We start from the raw sequence: 15,404 nt of genomic DNA, 5'->3' as shown, positions 1-15,404 counted from the left end.
CGATGATCATCGGCATCGGGGTCGACGTCGTCGACCTGGAGCGGTTCGAGCGCACCCTGACCAGGACGCCCGCCATGCGGTCGCGCCTGTTCACGGCGTCCGAGCTCGTGCGTGACGGGGAGCCCCGCTCGCTCGCGTCGCTCGCGGCGCGGTTCGCCGCGAAGGAGTCACTGATCAAGGCGTTCGGGTCGAGCGCCGGGCTGAGCTGGCAGGACCTCGAGGTCGTCTCCGACGACCAGCGGAACCCGTCGCTGACGCTGCACCGGCAGGCGCGCCAGGTCGCGGACGCGCGTGGCGTGGTGTCGGTGCACCTGTCGCTCTCGCATGATGGGGGCATCGCCACGGCGTTCGTGGTGCTGGAAGGAACAGGGGAAGCGGCTTGAGTGCGTTCACGGGGATCACGGTCGACCGGGAGGCGCTGATCGCCAACTACGCGACGGTCGCCGACCAGGTGGCACCGTCCGGCGTCATCCCGGTCGTCAAGGCGAACGGGTACGGCCACGGCGCGGCTGACGCCGCGCAGGCGTTCGTGGACGCGGGCGCGGCGTGGCTCGGGGTCGCGGACATCGACGAGGGCATCGCGCTGCGGCAGGCGGGCATCGACGAGGGCGTGCGGATCCTCGCCTGGCTGCACGCCCCCGACGAGGACTTCCGTCGTGCCGCCCACCACGGCATCACCCCGGCGGTGTCCAGCGTCGAGCAGCTCTCCAGCGCCGCCGACGCCGAGGTGCCCGCCGTGCACGTCTGCATCGACACCGGACTCAGCCGGAACGGTGCCGTCGAGTCGGAGTGGCCCGAGCTCTTCGACCGTGCGGCGTCGCTCGCTCGCGGTGGTGCACGCACCCGGGTCGAGGGCGTGATGTCGCACCTGTCGAACGCCTCGCGCGCCGACGACCTCGACCAGGACGCCTCGCTGCAGCGGGCCCTCGACGGCCTGGCCGCGCGCGGGATCGTGCCGGACATGGTGCACCTCGCCGCGAGTGCCGCGAGCCTCGCGGTGCCGGAGACCCGACGCGACCTGGCCCGCGTCGGCATCGCGCTCTACGGACTCAGCCCCTTCCCCGACCGGACGTCGGCCGACCTCGGCCTGCGCCCCGCGATGCGCCTGACCGCCTCGGTCCTGCGCACCGTGGTCGTGCCCGCCGGGGACGGCGTGAGCTACGGCTACACCTGGCGAGCCGAGACGGACACACGACTGGCGGTCATCGGCCTCGGCTACGCGGACGGCTTCGACCGCGGGTTCGGCAACCACGTCTCCGTGCGGATCGGTGACCGGCTGTTCCCGGTCGTCGGACGGGTGGCCATGAACGCGATGCACATCGCCATCGGGGACGCCGACGTCGCCGTCGGGGACGAGGTCGTGCTCTGGGGCGACCCGGCCAACGGCGACCCGGCCGTGGAGGACTGGGCGGCGGCCGTCGGCACGATCAACTACGAGGTGGTGGCCCGGCTCGGCCGGAGCATCGAACGGAGGACGACGTGAGCGCGCCCCTGCGTCAGGCCGAGATCGACCTCGACGCCTACCGCGCCAACCTCGAGCGGGTCCGCGGGTGGATGCGTCCCGTCGAGGTGATGGCGATCATGAAGGCCGACGCCTACGGGCACGGCCTCGAACCGATCGCGCTCGCCGCGGTCGACGCCGGCATCCGGTGGATCGGGGTGTTGACGGTCCCCGCGGCCCTGCGGCTCCGGGCGATCGGCGTCGGCGAGGACGTGCACCTGTTCACGTGGCAGCACGATCCGGCGCTGGACTTCCGCGACGCGATCGACTCCGCCGTGGACCTCGGCGTCTCGAACCTCGCCGAACTGCAGCGGATCGTGGAGGCCGTCGACCAGCGTCCAGCACGTGTGCACCTCGGCGTCGACACGGGGCTGCACCGCGACGGGTCCTCGATCGACGACTGGCCTGCGCTCGTCGAAGCGGCCCGTGACGCCCAGCGCGCCGGTCGGATCGAGGTCGTCGCCGCGTACACGCACCTGGCGGAGTCCTCGGACGATGACGACGCAGCGTCGGTGTCCCTGTTCGAGGCCGCGATCGAGCGCGCGGAGGACCTCGGCGTCGACGTCCCGATGGAGCACGTGGCCGCGTCGCTCGCCGGGCTCGAACGCAAGGAGTTCCGCAAGGACATGGTCCGGATGGGGGCGAACCTCTACGGCATCCCCGGCGCCGACGGCGTCTCCGCGGCGGACCTCGGGCTCGAACCCGTGATGACGGTGACGGCCTCGGTCGCGAAGACGAAGCGTGTCCCCGTCGGCACCGGCGTCTCGTACGACTACACCTACCGAACGGACCACGAGACGACCCTCGCGCTCGTGCCCTTCGGCTACGCGGACGGTGTGCCTCGCTCGGCGCAGGGCCGCGTCGAGGTCGCGATCAACGGCAAGCGGTACCCGATCGCCGGTCGCGTCGCCATGGACCAGTTCCTGGTGGACGTCGGCGACGACGACGTGCAGGTCGGCGACACCGTCGTGCTGTTCGGCACGGGGGAGCGCGACGAGATGACCGTGCTGGAGTGGGGCGCTGCGCTCGACACCATCGGCGAGGAGATCGTCTGCCGGATCGGCGCCCGGGTGCCCCGCGTCTACTCTGGCCACTCCGTCGAGGGCCGCGTCGGCGAGTACCTGCGCGGGGACCACGCGTGACCACGCTCCTGGACGCCACCGTCCTGAGCACCGAGGAGATGGGCGCGCTCGGAGCCCGACTGGCCGCCGTGCTGCGCGCCGGGGACCTCGTCGTGCTGACGGGGCCGCTCGGTGCCGGCAAGACCACGCTGACGCGGGGCCTCGGGGCGGCGCTCGGCGCTCGCGGTCAGGTGTCGAGCCCGACGTTCGTGCTCGCCAGGACCCACCCCACGACGACCGGGCCGGACCTGGTGCACGTCGACGCCTACCGCCTGAGCGACCCGGTCGAGCTCGACGACCTCGACCTCGACTGGGACGGGGCGATCGTCGTGGTGGAGTGGGGCCGCGGCATGGTCGACGGGGTCACCGACGCCGTCCTCGACGTCGAGATCACCCGGGCGACCGGTGCCGACGCCGACGTGTCCGCGGACGACCTCGACCCGGACGACGTCCCCGACGAGCCCCGCCGCGTCGTCGTGACCGCGACCGGCTCCCGCTGGGACGGCGTCACCCTCTAGGCGTCCGTCGGGCCATGGCCACCAGGACACCGGCCAGCATCAGCAGGACGAGACCGACGAAGGCCGCCACCTCCCCCAGGAGGACGAGGATCCCCGCGCCGATGTTGGCCACGGTGCCCTCCTCCATCGGCATCTCGTTGAACCAGAGTCCGAGCCAGTACCGACGAATCCGACCACCACGAGGCAGAGGCCGGTGATCGTCATGGCCCGTCGGTCGTTCCACATCGCGCGCACGAGACGACCATGTCGGACCCGTGGGCGTCCGTCCAGCCCCACAGCGGGGCCGAGCGGTCAGTGCGATGCCTCCGGCGGCAGGACGACGCGGTTCTGGTAGGCCCAGACCACGGCCTGCAGGCGCGACCGGACACCGAGCTTCGGCAGGATCCGCGCGACGTGCGACTTCACCGTGGACAGCTCGACGACGAGTTCGGCCGCGATGTCCTCGTTCGACAGGCCCTGCGCCAGGAGCAGCAGCACGTCGTGCTCGCGGGCGGTGAGCAGGTCGTCCGCCCGCGCGCCCGTCACCGGCTGTAGCTGCCGACGGTCGACGAACTCGCGGAGCACCCGCTTGGTCAGCTGGTGGTCGAGCGTGCCGTTGCCCGCGGCGACCTGCCGCACCGCGCCGATGATGGTGTCCGGGTCGGCGTCCTTGAGCAGGAACCCGGACGCGCCGGCCTCGAGGGCACCAAAGACGTAGTCGTCCAGGTCGAACGTGGTGAGCATCAGCGCGGGCACGGCGGGGTCGGCATCCGGGCCGCACAGCGCGCGTGCGACCTCGATGCCGTCCATGCCCGGCATCCGGATGTCCAGGCACGCCACGTCCGGGCGCGTGCTCCTCGCCAGGGCCAGCGCCTCGATGCCGTCCGACGCGACACCGACGACCTCGATGTCCGGCTCGGCGCCGAGGAGCGCCGAGATGCCGGCACGGACGAGGGCCTGGTCGTCGGCGACGAGCACGCGGATCACCGGGAGGACCCCTCGCGCGGGAGCACCAGGCGGACGTCCCAGCCGCCGTCGGCAGCGGGTCCGACGGCCACCGTGGCACCGACGAGTTCTGCACGCTCGCGCATGCCGAGCAGCCCGAACCCGCCCGCCGAGGACCCGGCGACCGGACCCGCCGACGGCGGGTCGTTGTGGACGGCGACCGTGACCTGCTCCGGCGACCGGTCGTCGACCTGGACGGAGCACGTGGTGCCCGGAGCGTGCATGGCGGCGTTGGCCAGGGCCTCCTGGACGGTGCGGTACGCGGCCAGCTGCGCGAGCGGGCCGACCCCGGCACCGAACGATCCGTCGTCGTCGGAGCCTGGCGGGCGGAGGACGGTGAAGCCGACGTCGCCCGGAGTCCGTGCGACCAGTTCGGGCAGCGTGGTGAACGTCTCGACGGAGCGTTCGGCGGCAGCGGACTCGTCACGGAGCAGGCCGACGAGTCGGCGTAGGTCGTCGAGGACCGCGCTGCTCTGTTCGCGCACCTGGCGGACGCCGGCGTGGGCCTGCTCTGGGTCGGTGTCGATCTGTCGGTCCACGACGCCCGCCATCAGGGCGATGCCGGACAGGTGGTGCGCGGCGATGTCGTGGAGCTCCCGGGCCATCGCGGCGCGTTCCCGGGCGAGGGTGGCGTCGACCATGGCCTCGCGCTCGCCGACCAGGGCTCGCTGCTCGTCGCGGCGAGCGGCACCGACCTCACGTCGGGACCGCACCACGAGGGCGGCGAGCAGGGGGAGGACGACGACGCCGACCGCCTGCAGGAGCCCCTGGCCGATCGCTGCGGTGAGCGGTGCGCCGGCGGTCGCGACCATGCTGATCGTGACACCACCAGCGACCAGTGCCGCAGCGGCGACCAGCGCCGGCCAGCGCCGGAGCGGCGGGACGGTCAGCACGAGGAGGACGACGGCGATCCCGACCGGGAGGGCCGTCATGCCGTAGAGCGGCCCGGCGACGGCCGCGGGGACGAGGGCCGCCACCGCCGTGGCGACGAGGACGGACCCCGGCAGCCGACGGACCGGCACGAGTGCGGCCGACTGCACGAGCAGCACGACCAGGAGGAGCCACCAGCCGCCGGAACCGGCGTCGGCACCGAGGGCGACCGCTCCGAGGGAGGAACCGTCCGGGTCAGCGGCGTCGATGGCGTCGATCGCGGGGAGGGAGAGCAGGAGCCCGATCGAGACAAGGGCGGTGACGACGGCGACGACGACGTCGCGGCGACGGATGGACGCGTCGGCGCTCGTCCGGGCGTCAGCGGAGGCCATGAGCCGAGTCTACGAAGCGCTGGTCGGTGCCGTGCACGACGGCGTGGTCGCGGTCGCCGGTGTAGCCGAGTCGTCCGCGGGTGGCGATGATGATCGCCAGGGCAGCGACCGTGGCGCCGACGAAGAGCACGAGCACGCCGCGGTCACCGTCGATGCCCGGGTACATGTCGGTCCAGAGCACGGACACGGTGTTGTTCACTCCGACGTGCAGGAGCATCGACAGCGGCAGGCTCTGACCCGTGCGGTTGAACACCCACGCCATCACGACGTTGAAGGTGATCGTGAAGCCGGCGAAGACCAGCGGCGCGGTCCAGTGCGCGTCGGGCCACCCGCCCCAGTCGCTGAGGAAGAGCGGCATGTGCCAGAGGGCCCACAGCGGACCGAGGACGGCCGCGGCGCCGAGCGGGCCGAAGCGACGCTGGAGGCGGGGGAGCGCGAAGTCACGCCAGCCCGGCTCCTCGGACAGGCCGGTCGTCACCATCTGCAGCGCGAGTGCCGGGACGATCGTGGCGAGTGCCAGCAGCGACGGCGGGCGGATGACCCCGCCGGACGCGATCGCACCGGCGGCCACCACCACGAGCGGCACCGCGACGAGGGCGAGCACGTACCACTGCCACGACACCCGCCACTTCCAGAGCCGGCCGACCCAGGTGCGGAGTCCCGCGCGGCCGTCGGTGACCGCGGTGACCAGGAACGCGGCACCGAGCGGGCCGAGGAGCGCACCGGGCAGGACGCCGGCGAGCTGTGCCGAGCCGAACAGCTCCGGCACGTGGACGTCCCACACGCCGAGCCCGTGCGGGGACAGGATGTACGGGACCCAGGCGAGCCAGCTCAGGCCGCAGGCGAGGACCGCGAACGCGACGAGCGGGTGGCGCCGGACGAGGTTCGGCGCACCTCCCGTGTCGGGCGTCGCCCTGGTCGGGGTGATGGTGGTCATGATGTCCTCCGTGTCGATCCGCAACCGTCGATCGGTCACACCACGACGCTAGGAAGAGCCGTCGCCTGGGACGACCGGAGGAAGGACGAGGTCTCGGACATCGTCCGAAAGGAGGAGGCGTGGCCCGTATGCTTCGGCGGTGGACTCGACACTGCCCTCGGGGACGACACGACGCCGTGTCGAACTCCGGATCACCCGCCCGCTGCTGACCTGGTTCGCCCGTCCGACCGTCACGATCAACGGGGTCGGCCAGCCCGCCCAGTGGGGCGTCGGCACCTGGGCGGTGCCGGACGGCGACACCGTGATCGGGGTGTACTGCTACAACCGCGTGTGGCGGTTCGGGGCCGCGAGCACCACCGTCGCCCCCGCGGACCAGGGCTACGAGTACCGCGCCGGCGTGCTGCCCCTGGGACCCGGATCGCTCCGTCCACAGCCTGCGGCCTAGCGGCCGACGGGGCGCTCGCGACGCCTACGATGGACGGGTGCTGCTCGCGATCGACACCTCCGCCGGGACCTCCGTCGCCGTCGTCGACCCTGCGAGCCGCCGGGTCCTCGCCGAGCGCTCGACGGAGGACACCCGCCGTCACGCCGAGGTCATCGGCCCCTTTCTCGACGAAGCCCTCCGGTCCGCCGGGATCACCCCGGCCGACGTCACCGGCGTCGTCGCCGGCATGGGCCCCGGCCCCTTCACCGGACTCCGCGTCGGCATCGCCGCCGCCCGCACCTTCGCTGCCGCACGAGCCGTCCCGTTGCTGCCGCTCGTCAGTCACGACGCGGTCGCCGCGGACGTCGTCGCGACCGACCCCGTCGACGCCGGCCCGTTCGTCGTCCTGACGGACGCTCGCCGGCGCGAGGTGTACTGGAGCGCCCACGACCAGGCTGGCGCACGCACCGCTGGGCCTGGACTCGCCAAGCCGGCGGACCTGGACGAGGTGCTGGGAGCCTCCAGGGCGGTCCGGCGGATCACGGCGGCCACCGTCCCTGCCGGGAGGCTCGGGGTGCTCGCCGCGGACCGGCTCGCCTCCGGCGCGCCCTTCGCCCAGGACACCCCCCTCTACCTCCGTGACCCCGACGTCACCGTCCCCGGTGCGCCGAAGCGGGTCGCACGGTGACGCTGCCAAAAGGGCTGCGCCTGCGGCGCGCCCACCCGCAGGACCTCGACGACGTGATGTGGCTCGAGCACGCCTCGTTCCCCACCGACGCCTGGTCGGCGTCGCAGATGTCGGGTGAGCTGTACTCCCCGCACGGGTACTACCTCGTCGTCGAGACCACCGGGGACGGTGCACCGACGGTCGTCGGGTACGCCGGACTCTCCTCGTTGCCGGGCAACCCGGTGGCCGACGTCCAGACCATCGCGGTGTCGGCGGAGCACCGCGGGCAGGGCATCGGCCGGACGCTGTTCACCGAGCTATTGGACGAGGCCCGGCGCCGTGGCGTGCACGAGGTCTTCCTCGAGGTCCGCGCGGACAACCCCGTCGCCCAGACCATGTACACCGGGTTCGGGTTCGAGCAGATCGCCGTCCGCCCCCGCTACTACCAGCCGGACGGGGTCGACGCGTGGGTGATGCGGGCCGAGCTGCCGCCGGTTCCGACACCGCCACGGTCCGCGCCCGGCCCGATCGGACAGGAGGCCCTCGATGTCTGAACCACTCGTGCTCGGCATCGAGACCTCGTGCGACGAGACGGGGATCGGGATCGTCCGCGGGACCACCCTGCTCGCGAACGTCATCGCGTCGAGCATGGACGAGCACGCGCGCTACGGCGGGGTCGTGCCCGAGGTCGCCGCGCGGGCGCACCTCGAGGCCATGACGCCGACGCTGACCCAGGCGCTCACCGAGGCCGGCGTCACCCTCGACGAGCTCGACGCCGTCGCGGTGACCGCGGGCCCGGGGCTCGCCGGGGCGCTCATGGTCGGGGTCGGGGCGGCGAAGGCGCTCGCCGTGGCCACGGGCAAGCCGCTCTACGGGGTGAACCACCTGGTCGGCCACGTCGGGGCAGACGTCCTGCGCGCGGACGGCAGCGCCATCGAGCTCCCGACCGTGGCGCTGCTGGTGTCCGGCGGGCACACGTCGCTGCTGCTCGTGCGGGACCTGGTCGGCGACGTCGAGCTCCTCGGCGAGACCATCGACGACGCCGCTGGCGAAGCGTTCGACAAGGTCGCCCGACTGCTGGGGCTGCCGTACCCGGGCGGCCCGCAGATCGACCGCGCCGCTGCCGACGGCGACCCGACCGCCATCCGCTTCCCCCGCGGGCTGACCCTGCCGAAGGACATGGCCGCGCACCGGTACGACTTCTCGTTCTCCGGGCTGAAGACCGCCGTCGCGCGTTGGGTCGAGCGCTGCCGGGACGAAGGGCGAGAGGTCCCCGTCGCCGACGTCGCCGCCAGCTTCCGTGAGGCCGTGGTCGACGTGCTGCTGACCAAGGCGCTGAACGCCTGCCGGGACACCGGCGTGGACCGGCTCCTGCTCGGCGGCGGTGTCGTGGCGAACGCCCGCCTGCGCGCGGTGGCCGAGGCCCGCTGCGCCGAGGCCGGGGTGGCCCTCCGCATCCCCCCGCTCGACCTCTGCACCGACAACGGCGCGATGATCGCGGCCGTCGGGGCGCGGCTCGTCGCCGAGGGGCACGCGCCGAGCGACCTCGACATCGCGGCGGACTCCACGTTGCCGGTGACGACCGTCCAGGTCTGAGCACCGGCGACGGCCACCGTGCCGCCCGAACAGGGCTGGGTCGGCGACTCGGCGCCTGTGGCAGGCTTGCAGGCGACGGCCGCACGGGTCGTCGGGAGGGGTGCAACGTGTCCGATCAGAACCAGTGGCCGAAGCCGGGCGAGCAGCGACCGGACGGACGGCAGCCGGATGCGTCGGCACCAGCACCGGGATCCGCGGCTGAGCCGGGCGGGTACGGGCAGGACACCCCGCAGCAGCAGAACCCGTACCAGCAGCCGGGGCAGCCGCAGGCGAACCCGTACCAGCAGCCGGGGCAGTACGGGCAGTACGGGCAGGGCCAGGGCCAGGGCCAGGGCCAGGGCCAGTACGGCCAGCAGCAGCAGCAGCCGCAGCAGTACGGGCAGCAGCCGGGTCAGTCGGGCCAGGGCCAGCAGCAGCAGTACGGCCAGTACGGACAGAACCAGGGCCAGGGCCAGGGCCAGGGCCAGGGCCAGAACCAGGGCCAGTACGGCCAGCAGCCCCAGTACGGCGCCCCGCAGAACCCCTACGCAGCGTCGAACCCGTACGCCGCCTCGAACCCGTACTCGCAGCAGTACGCCCAGCCCGGCGCCTACGCGAACACCGGCTACCAGCCCTACGCGCAGCGGGCGAAGACGAACGTGCTCGCGATCCTGTCGATCGTCTTCGGCATCGGTTCGCTGCTGTTCGTCTTCATCTTCGTGGGCCTCGCCACGGGTGTCGCCGGCGCGATCATGGGGCACATCGCGCTCGGCAAGATCAAGCAGACCGGTGAGAACGGCCGTGGTCTCGCGCTCACCGGCATCATCACCGGCTGGGCCGCCGCGCTCTTCACCATCCTGTGGATCGTGTTCATCGTGCTGCTCGGCGCTCACGCCGGCGGTGGGTACACCGACTACGGCAGCTACGACTCCGGCGCCTTCATCAGCTGACAAAGCGGACGAAGGCGCAGACGCCCCGTCAGAGCCGCTCGCAGAGGACCGCCGTGTGGCGACCCTCGAGCCGGGTCAACACGAGCGTCACCCGGCCGGTCCCGCCGCGCAGTCGCAGGCGCTTCCGGAACTCGGCCGGGTCGACGTCGACCCCGCGCTTCTTGATCTCGACGGTGCCCACACCGTCGGCGGCCAGGCGTGCGGCGAGCTTCTTCACGTCGAGCGGCATCGTGTCGAGCACGCGGAACCCCTGCGCGAACGGTGTCGTCACGGCACGGTCGGCGCTGACGTAGGCGATCCCCTCGGAGAGCATCCGCCCGTCCAGGTGCCGCGCGAGGTCGCCGATCAACCGGGCGCGGATGACGGCACCGTCGGGCTCGTAGAGGTACTCGCCGAGCGGCCCGGTGTCGACGTCCTCGGTGTCGCCGTCGGCGGTCAGCTCCGCGATGCCGTGCACCCCGATGACGGTCGCCGCGCGTCGGATGCCCGGTCGTGCGAGCGGGCCGAACCACAGTGCCAGCTCGACGACCTCGCGGTCGACGGACGTCCACTGCGCCTCGGCCGTGTCCGGGATCAGGTCGCGGTCGATACCCGGTCCGAGCTTGACGCCCGTCGGGGTGGTCGTCGCGGCGGCGAACACGGTGTCGAGCGACGGCGACCAGTCGTCGGGGTCCGCCAGCCGACGGGTGTTCGTGTGCCCGGTGGTGCGCCGTGCCGGGTCCATCCACACGCCGTCGACGCGGGACAGGTCGAACGCGGCCGCGTCCCCGAGCTCGACCCGGGCGTCCGGCCAGAGCGCGAGGTTGTGCGTCGCGACCGCTGCCGTGACCTCGTCGCGGTCGACGGCCGTGACGTCGAGGTCGAGCGCCGCCATCGCCATCGCGTCCCCGCCGATGCCACACCCCAGGTCTGCGACCCGCCGCAGTCCGGCAGCGGCGAACCGGCCGGCGTGCTGCGCGGCGACGGACAAGCGGGTGGCCTGCTCGAGGCCGGCCTCGGTGAAGAGCATCCGGCTCGCGAAGTCGCCGAACTTGCCCCGCGCCTTCTGCCGGAGCTTCGCCTGTGTCAGCACCGCTGCGACGAGTCGAGGGTCGTGTCCCTCGGCGCGCAGTCGGGACACCACGCGGACGATCTCACCGCCGTCGGAGACCGCCGGGGTGCGGTCGAGCAGCGCCATGCCGTCCGGGGTCAGCAGCTGAGCGAGTTCGGCAGCGTCCATGAGACGATCCTGTCATCACCAGGAGACCTGGCACTCGGATTGACCGAGTGCCAGCCGCCCCCTACAGTTGGACCTGGCACTCTCGTGCGCGTAGTGCCAACCGGTTTTCATCTGTACCAGTCAGTACCGAGAAAGAAGAGGTCACCGTGGCCGTCACCATCAAGCCGCTCGAAGATCGCATCGTCATCCGTCAGGTCGAGGCGGAGCAGACCACTGCCTCCGGTCTCGTCATCCCGGACACCGCGAAGGAGAAGCCGCAGGAGGGCGAGGTCGTGGCCGTGGGTCCGGGTCGCATCGACGACAACGGCAACCGCGTCCCCCTCGACGTCGCCGTCGGCGACAAGGTCATCTACTCGAAGTACGGCGGAACCGAGGTCAAGTACTCGGGCGAGGACCTGCTGGTCCTCTCCGCCCGCGACGTCCTCGCGGTCATCGAGCACTGAGACAGCTCCACTCCTCGAACGCCTCGTCAGCCCCGTGCCGACGGGGCGTTCGTCATCTCGGCGCAGCCGTCGACCATCCCTGGAGGCCCGTCCAGCGTCCGCCGTGTCGCCTGCCGTCCGTAGCATTGGCCCGTGACAGAGCGCGTGGTGCGGAGCGAGGCAACCGTCGGTGTCGTCCAGGCCGTCATCGCGTACGGGCTCTGGGGGCTGATGCCGCTGCTCTTCGCCGCGATGGCCCCGGCGGGCGCGTTCGAGATCGTCGCCTGGCGGATCGTCTTCGGGCTGGGGTTCTGCGCCGTCGCGATCGCCGTGACCCGCACGTGGCTGCGCACCCGGACGCTGATGGCCCAGCGCCGCGTGATGGGCGTGATGGGGATCGCTGCCGTCCTCATCCTCGTGAACTGGACCGTGTACGTGGCCGCGACGACCACCGGCCACACGGTCGAGGCCGCGCTCGGCTACTTCATCAACCCGCTGGTCACGATCGCCCTCGGCGTCGTGGTGCTCCGCGAACGCCTGCGCCCGGCACAGTGGACCGCTGTCGGCATCAGCATCGTGGCCGTCGTCGTGATCGCGGTCGGCTACGGGCAGATGCCGTGGATCTCCCTCGCGCTGGCGTTCTCGTTCGGTCTGTACGGCCTCGTGAAGAAGCGCGTCGGTGGCACCGTGGACGCCCTGAGCGGCCTGACGATGGAGACCGTCTGGCTGGTCCCGATCGCGGTCGTCGCCCTGGTCGTCCTCGGGCTGACGGGCGTCGGCGGCGGGGTGACCTTCACGAGCGCTGGCTGGCTCCACCTCGTCATCACGGTGTTGACGGGCCCGGCGACCGCGGTGCCGCTGCTGCTCTTCGCGTCCTCGGCCCGCCGGGTCAGCCTGTCGACGCTCGGGTTGACGCAGTACCTCGCGCCGGTCATGCAGCTGCTCGTCGGCGTGGTCGTGCAGCACGAGCCGATGTCCCCGTCGCGGTGGGTCGGCTTCGGCATCGTCTGGCTCGCCCTCGTGGTCCTGACGGTGGACTCGTTCACCGCCGCCCGCGCTGCGCGCCGCACCGCTGCCCCCGCGACCGTCTGACGGACCGAGCTGGCGGGGCGGACGCCAGCCGAGCCTCCCGTCCGCCCTGCCGGGACGCGGAACGGCCCCGGGAGCCGAGCTCCCGGGGCCGTTCAGTGGTGGTGCGGTGCTACTTCTTGACGGCGCCCTGGATGGCGCTCTGGTAGACCGGCTTGTTGTCGCCGTCGAACTTGTAGATGCCGATGTAGGCAGTCGACGGGTCGTTGTTCGCGTCGAACGGACCGATGCCGGACGGGCCCGTGTAGTGGATGTCCTTGCCGTCGTCGAGGAGCGTCTTGCAGTCCTTGAACGTGGCGCACTCGGTGCCGCCGTCGACGCCGGAGACCTTGTCCATGTTGGCCTGGATGGTCCCGGAGTCGGTGCCCTTGCCCTTCACCGCGGCGAGGGCGGCGAGGGTGGTGGCGTCGTAGGACTCGGCCGCGTACGAGTAGTCGGCGAGTTCCTTTCCGGACGACTTCTTGTAGTACTCGGCGAGACGCTTCTTCAGGTCGTCCTTCGGCGAGGCGCCGGGGATGGTGCCCTGCGCGCCCTCGAGCGTGCCCGGGTCGAAGTCCTTCGAGTAGTCGGCCGTGTTGCCGTCCGACATGTAGATCTTCGACATCGAGGCGTTCTGCGACTTGAGCTCGGGGATGATCGACTTGGTCTCGTCGAACGCCAGCACGACGATCGCGTCCGGCTTGGTCGCGAGCGCGGCCGTCACCTCGGACGAGAACGTGGTCTGTCCGGGCGGGAACTCCTGGCCCTTGCCCTTGGCGCCGTAGACGACCTGGCCGCCGGAGGCCTCGACGGCCGCCTGCACGGAGTTGCGCAGGCCGGTGCCGTACGTGTCGTTGAAGACGAGGAACGCGACCTTGGCGTTGCCGTCACCCGTGACGAGCTGGCCGAGCGCCGAACCCTGCACCGAGTCCGGCGGAGCGGTCCGGTAGTAGTACGACGAGTAGCCCGAGAGGTCGGACGCGGTGTTCGCGGGCGAGATCTCGACGATGCAGTTGCTGGTGAGCTGGTCGATGACGTTGAGCGTCACGGACGAGGACTCGGCGCCGATCGCGACCGGGACCTTCGCGTTGACGAGCTTCGTCGCCGCGGAGCTCGACACGGTCATGTCGGTGCTGTCACCGGAGTCGGTCTGGGGGGAGATGGCGACGTCCTTGTCGAGCACCCCACCGGCGGCGTTGATGTCGTCGACGGCCAGGCCGACACCCGACTCGGCGGGCGGGTTGAGGTAGGCGAGCGATCCGGTGAGGGGCAGGATCGTGCCGATCTTCAGCGCGTCGGTGCCGGGCGACGACGGCGCCTTGCAGCTCGAGGCCGGGTCCTTCTTCGCGGCCGAGGCCGACGAGGACGGGCTGGTGCTGCCGGAGGTGGAGCACGCCGCGAGCAGGACCGCAGCCGCTCCCGCCAGTGCCAGCGCCGTGGTGACGCGGGTGGTTCTGATCATCCGTGGAACCCTTTCTGTGCGCAGAGGCCGTTGCCGCATCGGGTCGAGTGCGGCACCTCCACGTGGGGATGCGAGCAAAAGTAGGGTCTGAGTGTTTCGCCCGTGTGACGGGGTGGTACGGAAAGTGTTTCGTTACGAAGCCGTGACGAAGGCTGTGGGGACGTTCGGGGTCCGGTTCCGAGGCTGGATGTCCGGGTTGCGTCGGGTGGATGGTCCGGCAGGGCGCCCTGGAGGCTCGGCGTACGTTCCGCAGGCATGAGCGACTACCAGCCCACCAGAGCAATCGTCACCGGTTCCGAATCCGGGATCGGTCGCGCCACCGCCGTCGCGCTCGCCGCAGCGGGGATGGACGTCGGCATCACCTACCTGTCCGAGCCCGACCGCGCGAACGAGACCGCCGAGGAGGTCCGCGCCGCCGGACGCCGGGCCTTCGTCGAGCAGATCGACGTCAGCGACCTCGACAGCGCCGGAGCCGTGATCGACCGCCTCGCCGAGCAGCTCGGCGGCGTCGACGTGATCGTCGCCGATGCCGGCACCGGCGACAACGCGCCGTTCCTCGAGATGACGCTCGACCAGTGGCGCCACACGGTGTCCACCGACCTGGACGGGGCGTTCGTCACCATCCAGGCCGCCGCTCGTCGGATGGTCGCGCAGGGTACGGGCGGCCGGATCATCGGCATCACGAGCGTGCACGAGCACCAGCCGCGGTACGGGTCGAGCGCGTACGACGCCGCGAAGCACGGGCTCGGCGGCCTGCTGAAGACCATCGCCATCGAGCTCGCCGAGCACGGGATCACGTCGAACGCCGTCGCGCCGGGTGAGATCGCCACGCGGATGACCGGGGCCGAGGACGAGGACCCGCAGACGATCTCCCGCCCCGGGGTGCCGCTCGGCCGGCCGGGGAACGCGTGGGAGATCGCGGCCGCCGTGGCGTTCCTGGCGTCGCCCGCGTCGTCGTACATCACGGGGGTGTCCCTGCCCGTGGACGGCGGGATGCTGCAGATGGGGCCGCACGGGGGATCGCACATCACGTCGGACGAATGGCGCTCGGCCTGAGCCGTCGCGCGCTGCGTGCGTGTGGCGGGGCGAGGCGCCGGTGTCTCGGCGCGTGGAGGCTGCGGCGGGGGTGTGGAGACGCCGGTGTCTCGGTGCGTGGACGTTGGCGGGTGTCTCGAGACGCCGGTGTCTGGCGCGTAAGGGTTTCGAGACGCCGGTGTCTGGACGCGTGGACGCTTCGAGACGCCGGTGTCTTGGTGAGACGCCTCTTCGACTCCGAGACGCCGCAGTTTTCGGC

18 protein-coding genes are annotated in these 15,404 nt (G+C 72.0%); 12 read left to right on the top strand and 6 right to left on the bottom strand.

Going from position 1 to position 15,404, the window contains the following annotated elements:
• The first annotated feature begins 2 nt into the window (after positions 1 to 2).
• From BIU98_RS12905 to tsaE, 4 genes are read left to right on the top strand one after another with little or no spacing between them, the layout of a single operon-like run.
• On the top strand, positions 3 to 383 hold the full coding sequence (locus tag BIU98_RS12905) for a holo-ACP synthase (RefSeq protein WP_071276666.1): 381 nt from the start codon (positions 3 to 5) through the stop codon (positions 381 to 383).
• Complete coding sequence (gene alr / locus BIU98_RS12900) at positions 380 to 1,483, top strand: alanine racemase (RefSeq protein ID WP_071276664.1); 1,104 nt, start codon at positions 380 to 382, stop codon at positions 1,481 to 1,483. The genes BIU98_RS12905 and alr (BIU98_RS12900) overlap by 4 nt, the downstream gene beginning before the upstream one ends.
• Positions 1,480 to 2,643 (top strand): alanine racemase, encoded by a 1,164-nt coding sequence (gene alr, locus BIU98_RS12895; protein WP_071276642.1) that lies wholly within the window; start codon positions 1,480 to 1,482, stop codon positions 2,641 to 2,643. Before alr (BIU98_RS12900) ends, alr (BIU98_RS12895) begins: the two co-directional genes overlap by 4 nt.
• A 38-nt stretch (positions 2,644 to 2,681) precedes the next feature.
• Positions 2,682 to 3,140: a tRNA (adenosine(37)-N6)-threonylcarbamoyltransferase complex ATPase subunit type 1 TsaE gene (tsaE, locus tag BIU98_RS12890; RefSeq protein WP_071277067.1), complete on the top strand. Its 459-nt coding sequence runs from the start codon at positions 2,682 to 2,684 to the stop codon at positions 3,138 to 3,140.
• On the opposite strand, the gene BIU98_RS19725 is transcribed toward tsaE, so the two are convergent.
• The 4 genes from BIU98_RS19725 to BIU98_RS12875 all read right to left on the bottom strand — a co-directional run bounded on the left by BIU98_RS19725 (position 3,130) and on the right by BIU98_RS12875 (position 6,323).
• Positions 3,130 to 3,267, bottom strand: coding sequence for a hypothetical protein (locus tag BIU98_RS19725; protein ID WP_217635701.1), 138 nt, complete (start codon positions 3,265 to 3,267; stop codon positions 3,130 to 3,132). The two genes, tsaE and BIU98_RS19725, sit on opposite strands and share 11 nt — an antisense overlap.
• Positions 3,268 to 3,431: 164 nt before the next feature.
• Complete coding sequence (locus BIU98_RS12885; RefSeq protein ID WP_071276640.1) at positions 3,432 to 4,106, bottom strand: response regulator transcription factor; 675 nt, start codon at positions 4,104 to 4,106, stop codon at positions 3,432 to 3,434.
• Complete coding sequence (locus tag BIU98_RS12880; RefSeq protein WP_083393232.1) at positions 4,103 to 5,386, bottom strand: sensor histidine kinase; 1,284 nt, start codon at positions 5,384 to 5,386, stop codon at positions 4,103 to 4,105. Before BIU98_RS12880 ends, BIU98_RS12885 begins: the two co-directional genes overlap by 4 nt.
• Positions 5,373 to 6,323 (bottom strand): CPBP family intramembrane glutamic endopeptidase, encoded by a 951-nt coding sequence (locus BIU98_RS12875; protein WP_083393257.1) that lies wholly within the window; start codon positions 6,321 to 6,323, stop codon positions 5,373 to 5,375. The genes BIU98_RS12880 and BIU98_RS12875 overlap by 14 nt, the downstream gene beginning before the upstream one ends.
• 139 nt (positions 6,324 to 6,462) lie before the next feature.
• Between BIU98_RS12875 and BIU98_RS12870 the strand changes: the two genes are divergently transcribed.
• The 5 genes from BIU98_RS12870 to BIU98_RS12850 all read left to right on the top strand — a co-directional run bounded on the left by BIU98_RS12870 (position 6,463) and on the right by BIU98_RS12850 (position 9,939).
• Entirely contained in the window at positions 6,463 to 6,768 is a 306-nt protein-coding gene (locus tag BIU98_RS12870; protein ID WP_254787898.1) for a hypothetical protein, read from the top strand.
• A gap of 37 nt (positions 6,769 to 6,805) precedes the next feature.
• Complete coding sequence (gene tsaB, locus BIU98_RS12865; RefSeq protein ID WP_071276636.1) at positions 6,806 to 7,435, top strand: tRNA (adenosine(37)-N6)-threonylcarbamoyltransferase complex dimerization subunit type 1 TsaB; 630 nt, start codon at positions 6,806 to 6,808, stop codon at positions 7,433 to 7,435.
• The gene (rimI, locus tag BIU98_RS12860) at positions 7,432 to 7,968 is read left to right on the top strand and encodes a ribosomal protein S18-alanine N-acetyltransferase (protein ID WP_071276634.1); all 537 of its coding nucleotides are present in this window, start codon (positions 7,432 to 7,434) and stop codon (positions 7,966 to 7,968) included. The genes tsaB and rimI overlap by 4 nt, the downstream gene beginning before the upstream one ends.
• The gene (gene tsaD / locus BIU98_RS12855; protein WP_071276632.1) at positions 7,961 to 9,010 is read left to right on the top strand and encodes a tRNA (adenosine(37)-N6)-threonylcarbamoyltransferase complex transferase subunit TsaD; all 1,050 of its coding nucleotides are present in this window, start codon (positions 7,961 to 7,963) and stop codon (positions 9,008 to 9,010) included. The genes rimI and tsaD overlap by 8 nt, the downstream gene beginning before the upstream one ends.
• A 107-nt stretch (positions 9,011 to 9,117) precedes the next feature.
• On the top strand, positions 9,118 to 9,939 hold the full coding sequence (locus BIU98_RS12850; protein WP_071276630.1) for a DUF4190 domain-containing protein: 822 nt from the start codon (positions 9,118 to 9,120) through the stop codon (positions 9,937 to 9,939).
• 28 nt (positions 9,940 to 9,967) lie between these two features.
• Here the strand turns inward: BIU98_RS12850 and BIU98_RS12845 are convergent, their stop codons facing one another.
• Entirely contained in the window at positions 9,968 to 11,158 is a 1,191-nt protein-coding gene (locus BIU98_RS12845; protein ID WP_071276628.1) for an SAM-dependent methyltransferase, read from the bottom strand.
• A gap of 146 nt (positions 11,159 to 11,304) precedes the next feature.
• Here BIU98_RS12845 and groES point away from each other — a divergent pair, with 146 nt between their 5' ends.
• Entirely contained in the window at positions 11,305 to 11,601 is a 297-nt protein-coding gene (groES, locus tag BIU98_RS12840) for a co-chaperone GroES (RefSeq protein ID WP_056121496.1), read from the top strand.
• Between the two features lie 132 nt (positions 11,602 to 11,733).
• Positions 11,734 to 12,672, top strand: coding sequence for an EamA family transporter RarD (rarD, locus tag BIU98_RS12835; protein ID WP_071276626.1), 939 nt, complete (start codon positions 11,734 to 11,736; stop codon positions 12,670 to 12,672).
• Between the two features lie 109 nt (positions 12,673 to 12,781).
• On the opposite strand, the gene BIU98_RS12830 is transcribed toward rarD, so the two are convergent.
• The gene (locus tag BIU98_RS12830) at positions 12,782 to 14,110 is read right to left on the bottom strand and encodes an ABC transporter substrate-binding protein (protein WP_071276624.1); all 1,329 of its coding nucleotides are present in this window, start codon (positions 14,108 to 14,110) and stop codon (positions 12,782 to 12,784) included.
• 255 nt (positions 14,111 to 14,365) lie between these two features.
• Here BIU98_RS12830 and BIU98_RS12825 point away from each other — a divergent pair, with 255 nt between their 5' ends.
• A complete protein-coding gene (locus BIU98_RS12825) occupies positions 14,366 to 15,166 on the top strand; it encodes an SDR family oxidoreductase (RefSeq protein WP_071276622.1) in 801 nt (266 codons plus the stop codon).
• Positions 15,167 to 15,404 lie beyond the last annotated feature (238 nt).

It is taken from the genome of Curtobacterium sp. MMLR14_010 (assembly GCF_001865015.1).
GTDB lineage: Bacteria > Actinomycetota > Actinomycetes > Actinomycetales > Microbacteriaceae > Curtobacterium.
Note: the sequence above shows the minus strand (reverse complement) of the source record. Positions and strands in the feature narration are given on the sequence as shown.

Coding starts and splice junctions, on each gene's coding strand:
- BIU98_RS12875 (WP_083393257.1), bottom strand. CDS start 6,323: ATGACCACCATCACCCCGACCAGGGCGACGCCCGACACGGGAGGTGCG.
- BIU98_RS12845 (WP_071276628.1), bottom strand. CDS start 11,158: ATGGACGCTGCCGAACTCGCTCAGCTGCTGACCCCGGACGGCATGGCG.
- tsaE (WP_071277067.1), top strand. CDS start 2,682: ATGGGCGCGCTCGGAGCCCGACTGGCCGCCGTGCTGCGCGCCGGGGAC.
- BIU98_RS12905 (WP_071276666.1), top strand. CDS start 3: ATGATCATCGGCATCGGGGTCGACGTCGTCGACCTGGAGCGGTTCGAG.
- BIU98_RS19725 (WP_217635701.1), bottom strand. CDS start 3,267: ATGGAGGAGGGCACCGTGGCCAACATCGGCGCGGGGATCCTCGTCCTC.
- tsaD (WP_071276632.1), top strand. CDS start 7,961: ATGTCTGAACCACTCGTGCTCGGCATCGAGACCTCGTGCGACGAGACG.
- BIU98_RS12880 (WP_083393232.1), bottom strand. CDS start 5,386: ATGGCCTCCGCTGACGCCCGGACGAGCGCCGACGCGTCCATCCGTCGC.
- BIU98_RS12830 (WP_071276624.1), bottom strand. CDS start 14,110: ATGATCAGAACCACCCGCGTCACCACGGCGCTGGCACTGGCGGGAGCG.
- BIU98_RS12825 (WP_071276622.1), top strand. CDS start 14,366: ATGAGCGACTACCAGCCCACCAGAGCAATCGTCACCGGTTCCGAATCC.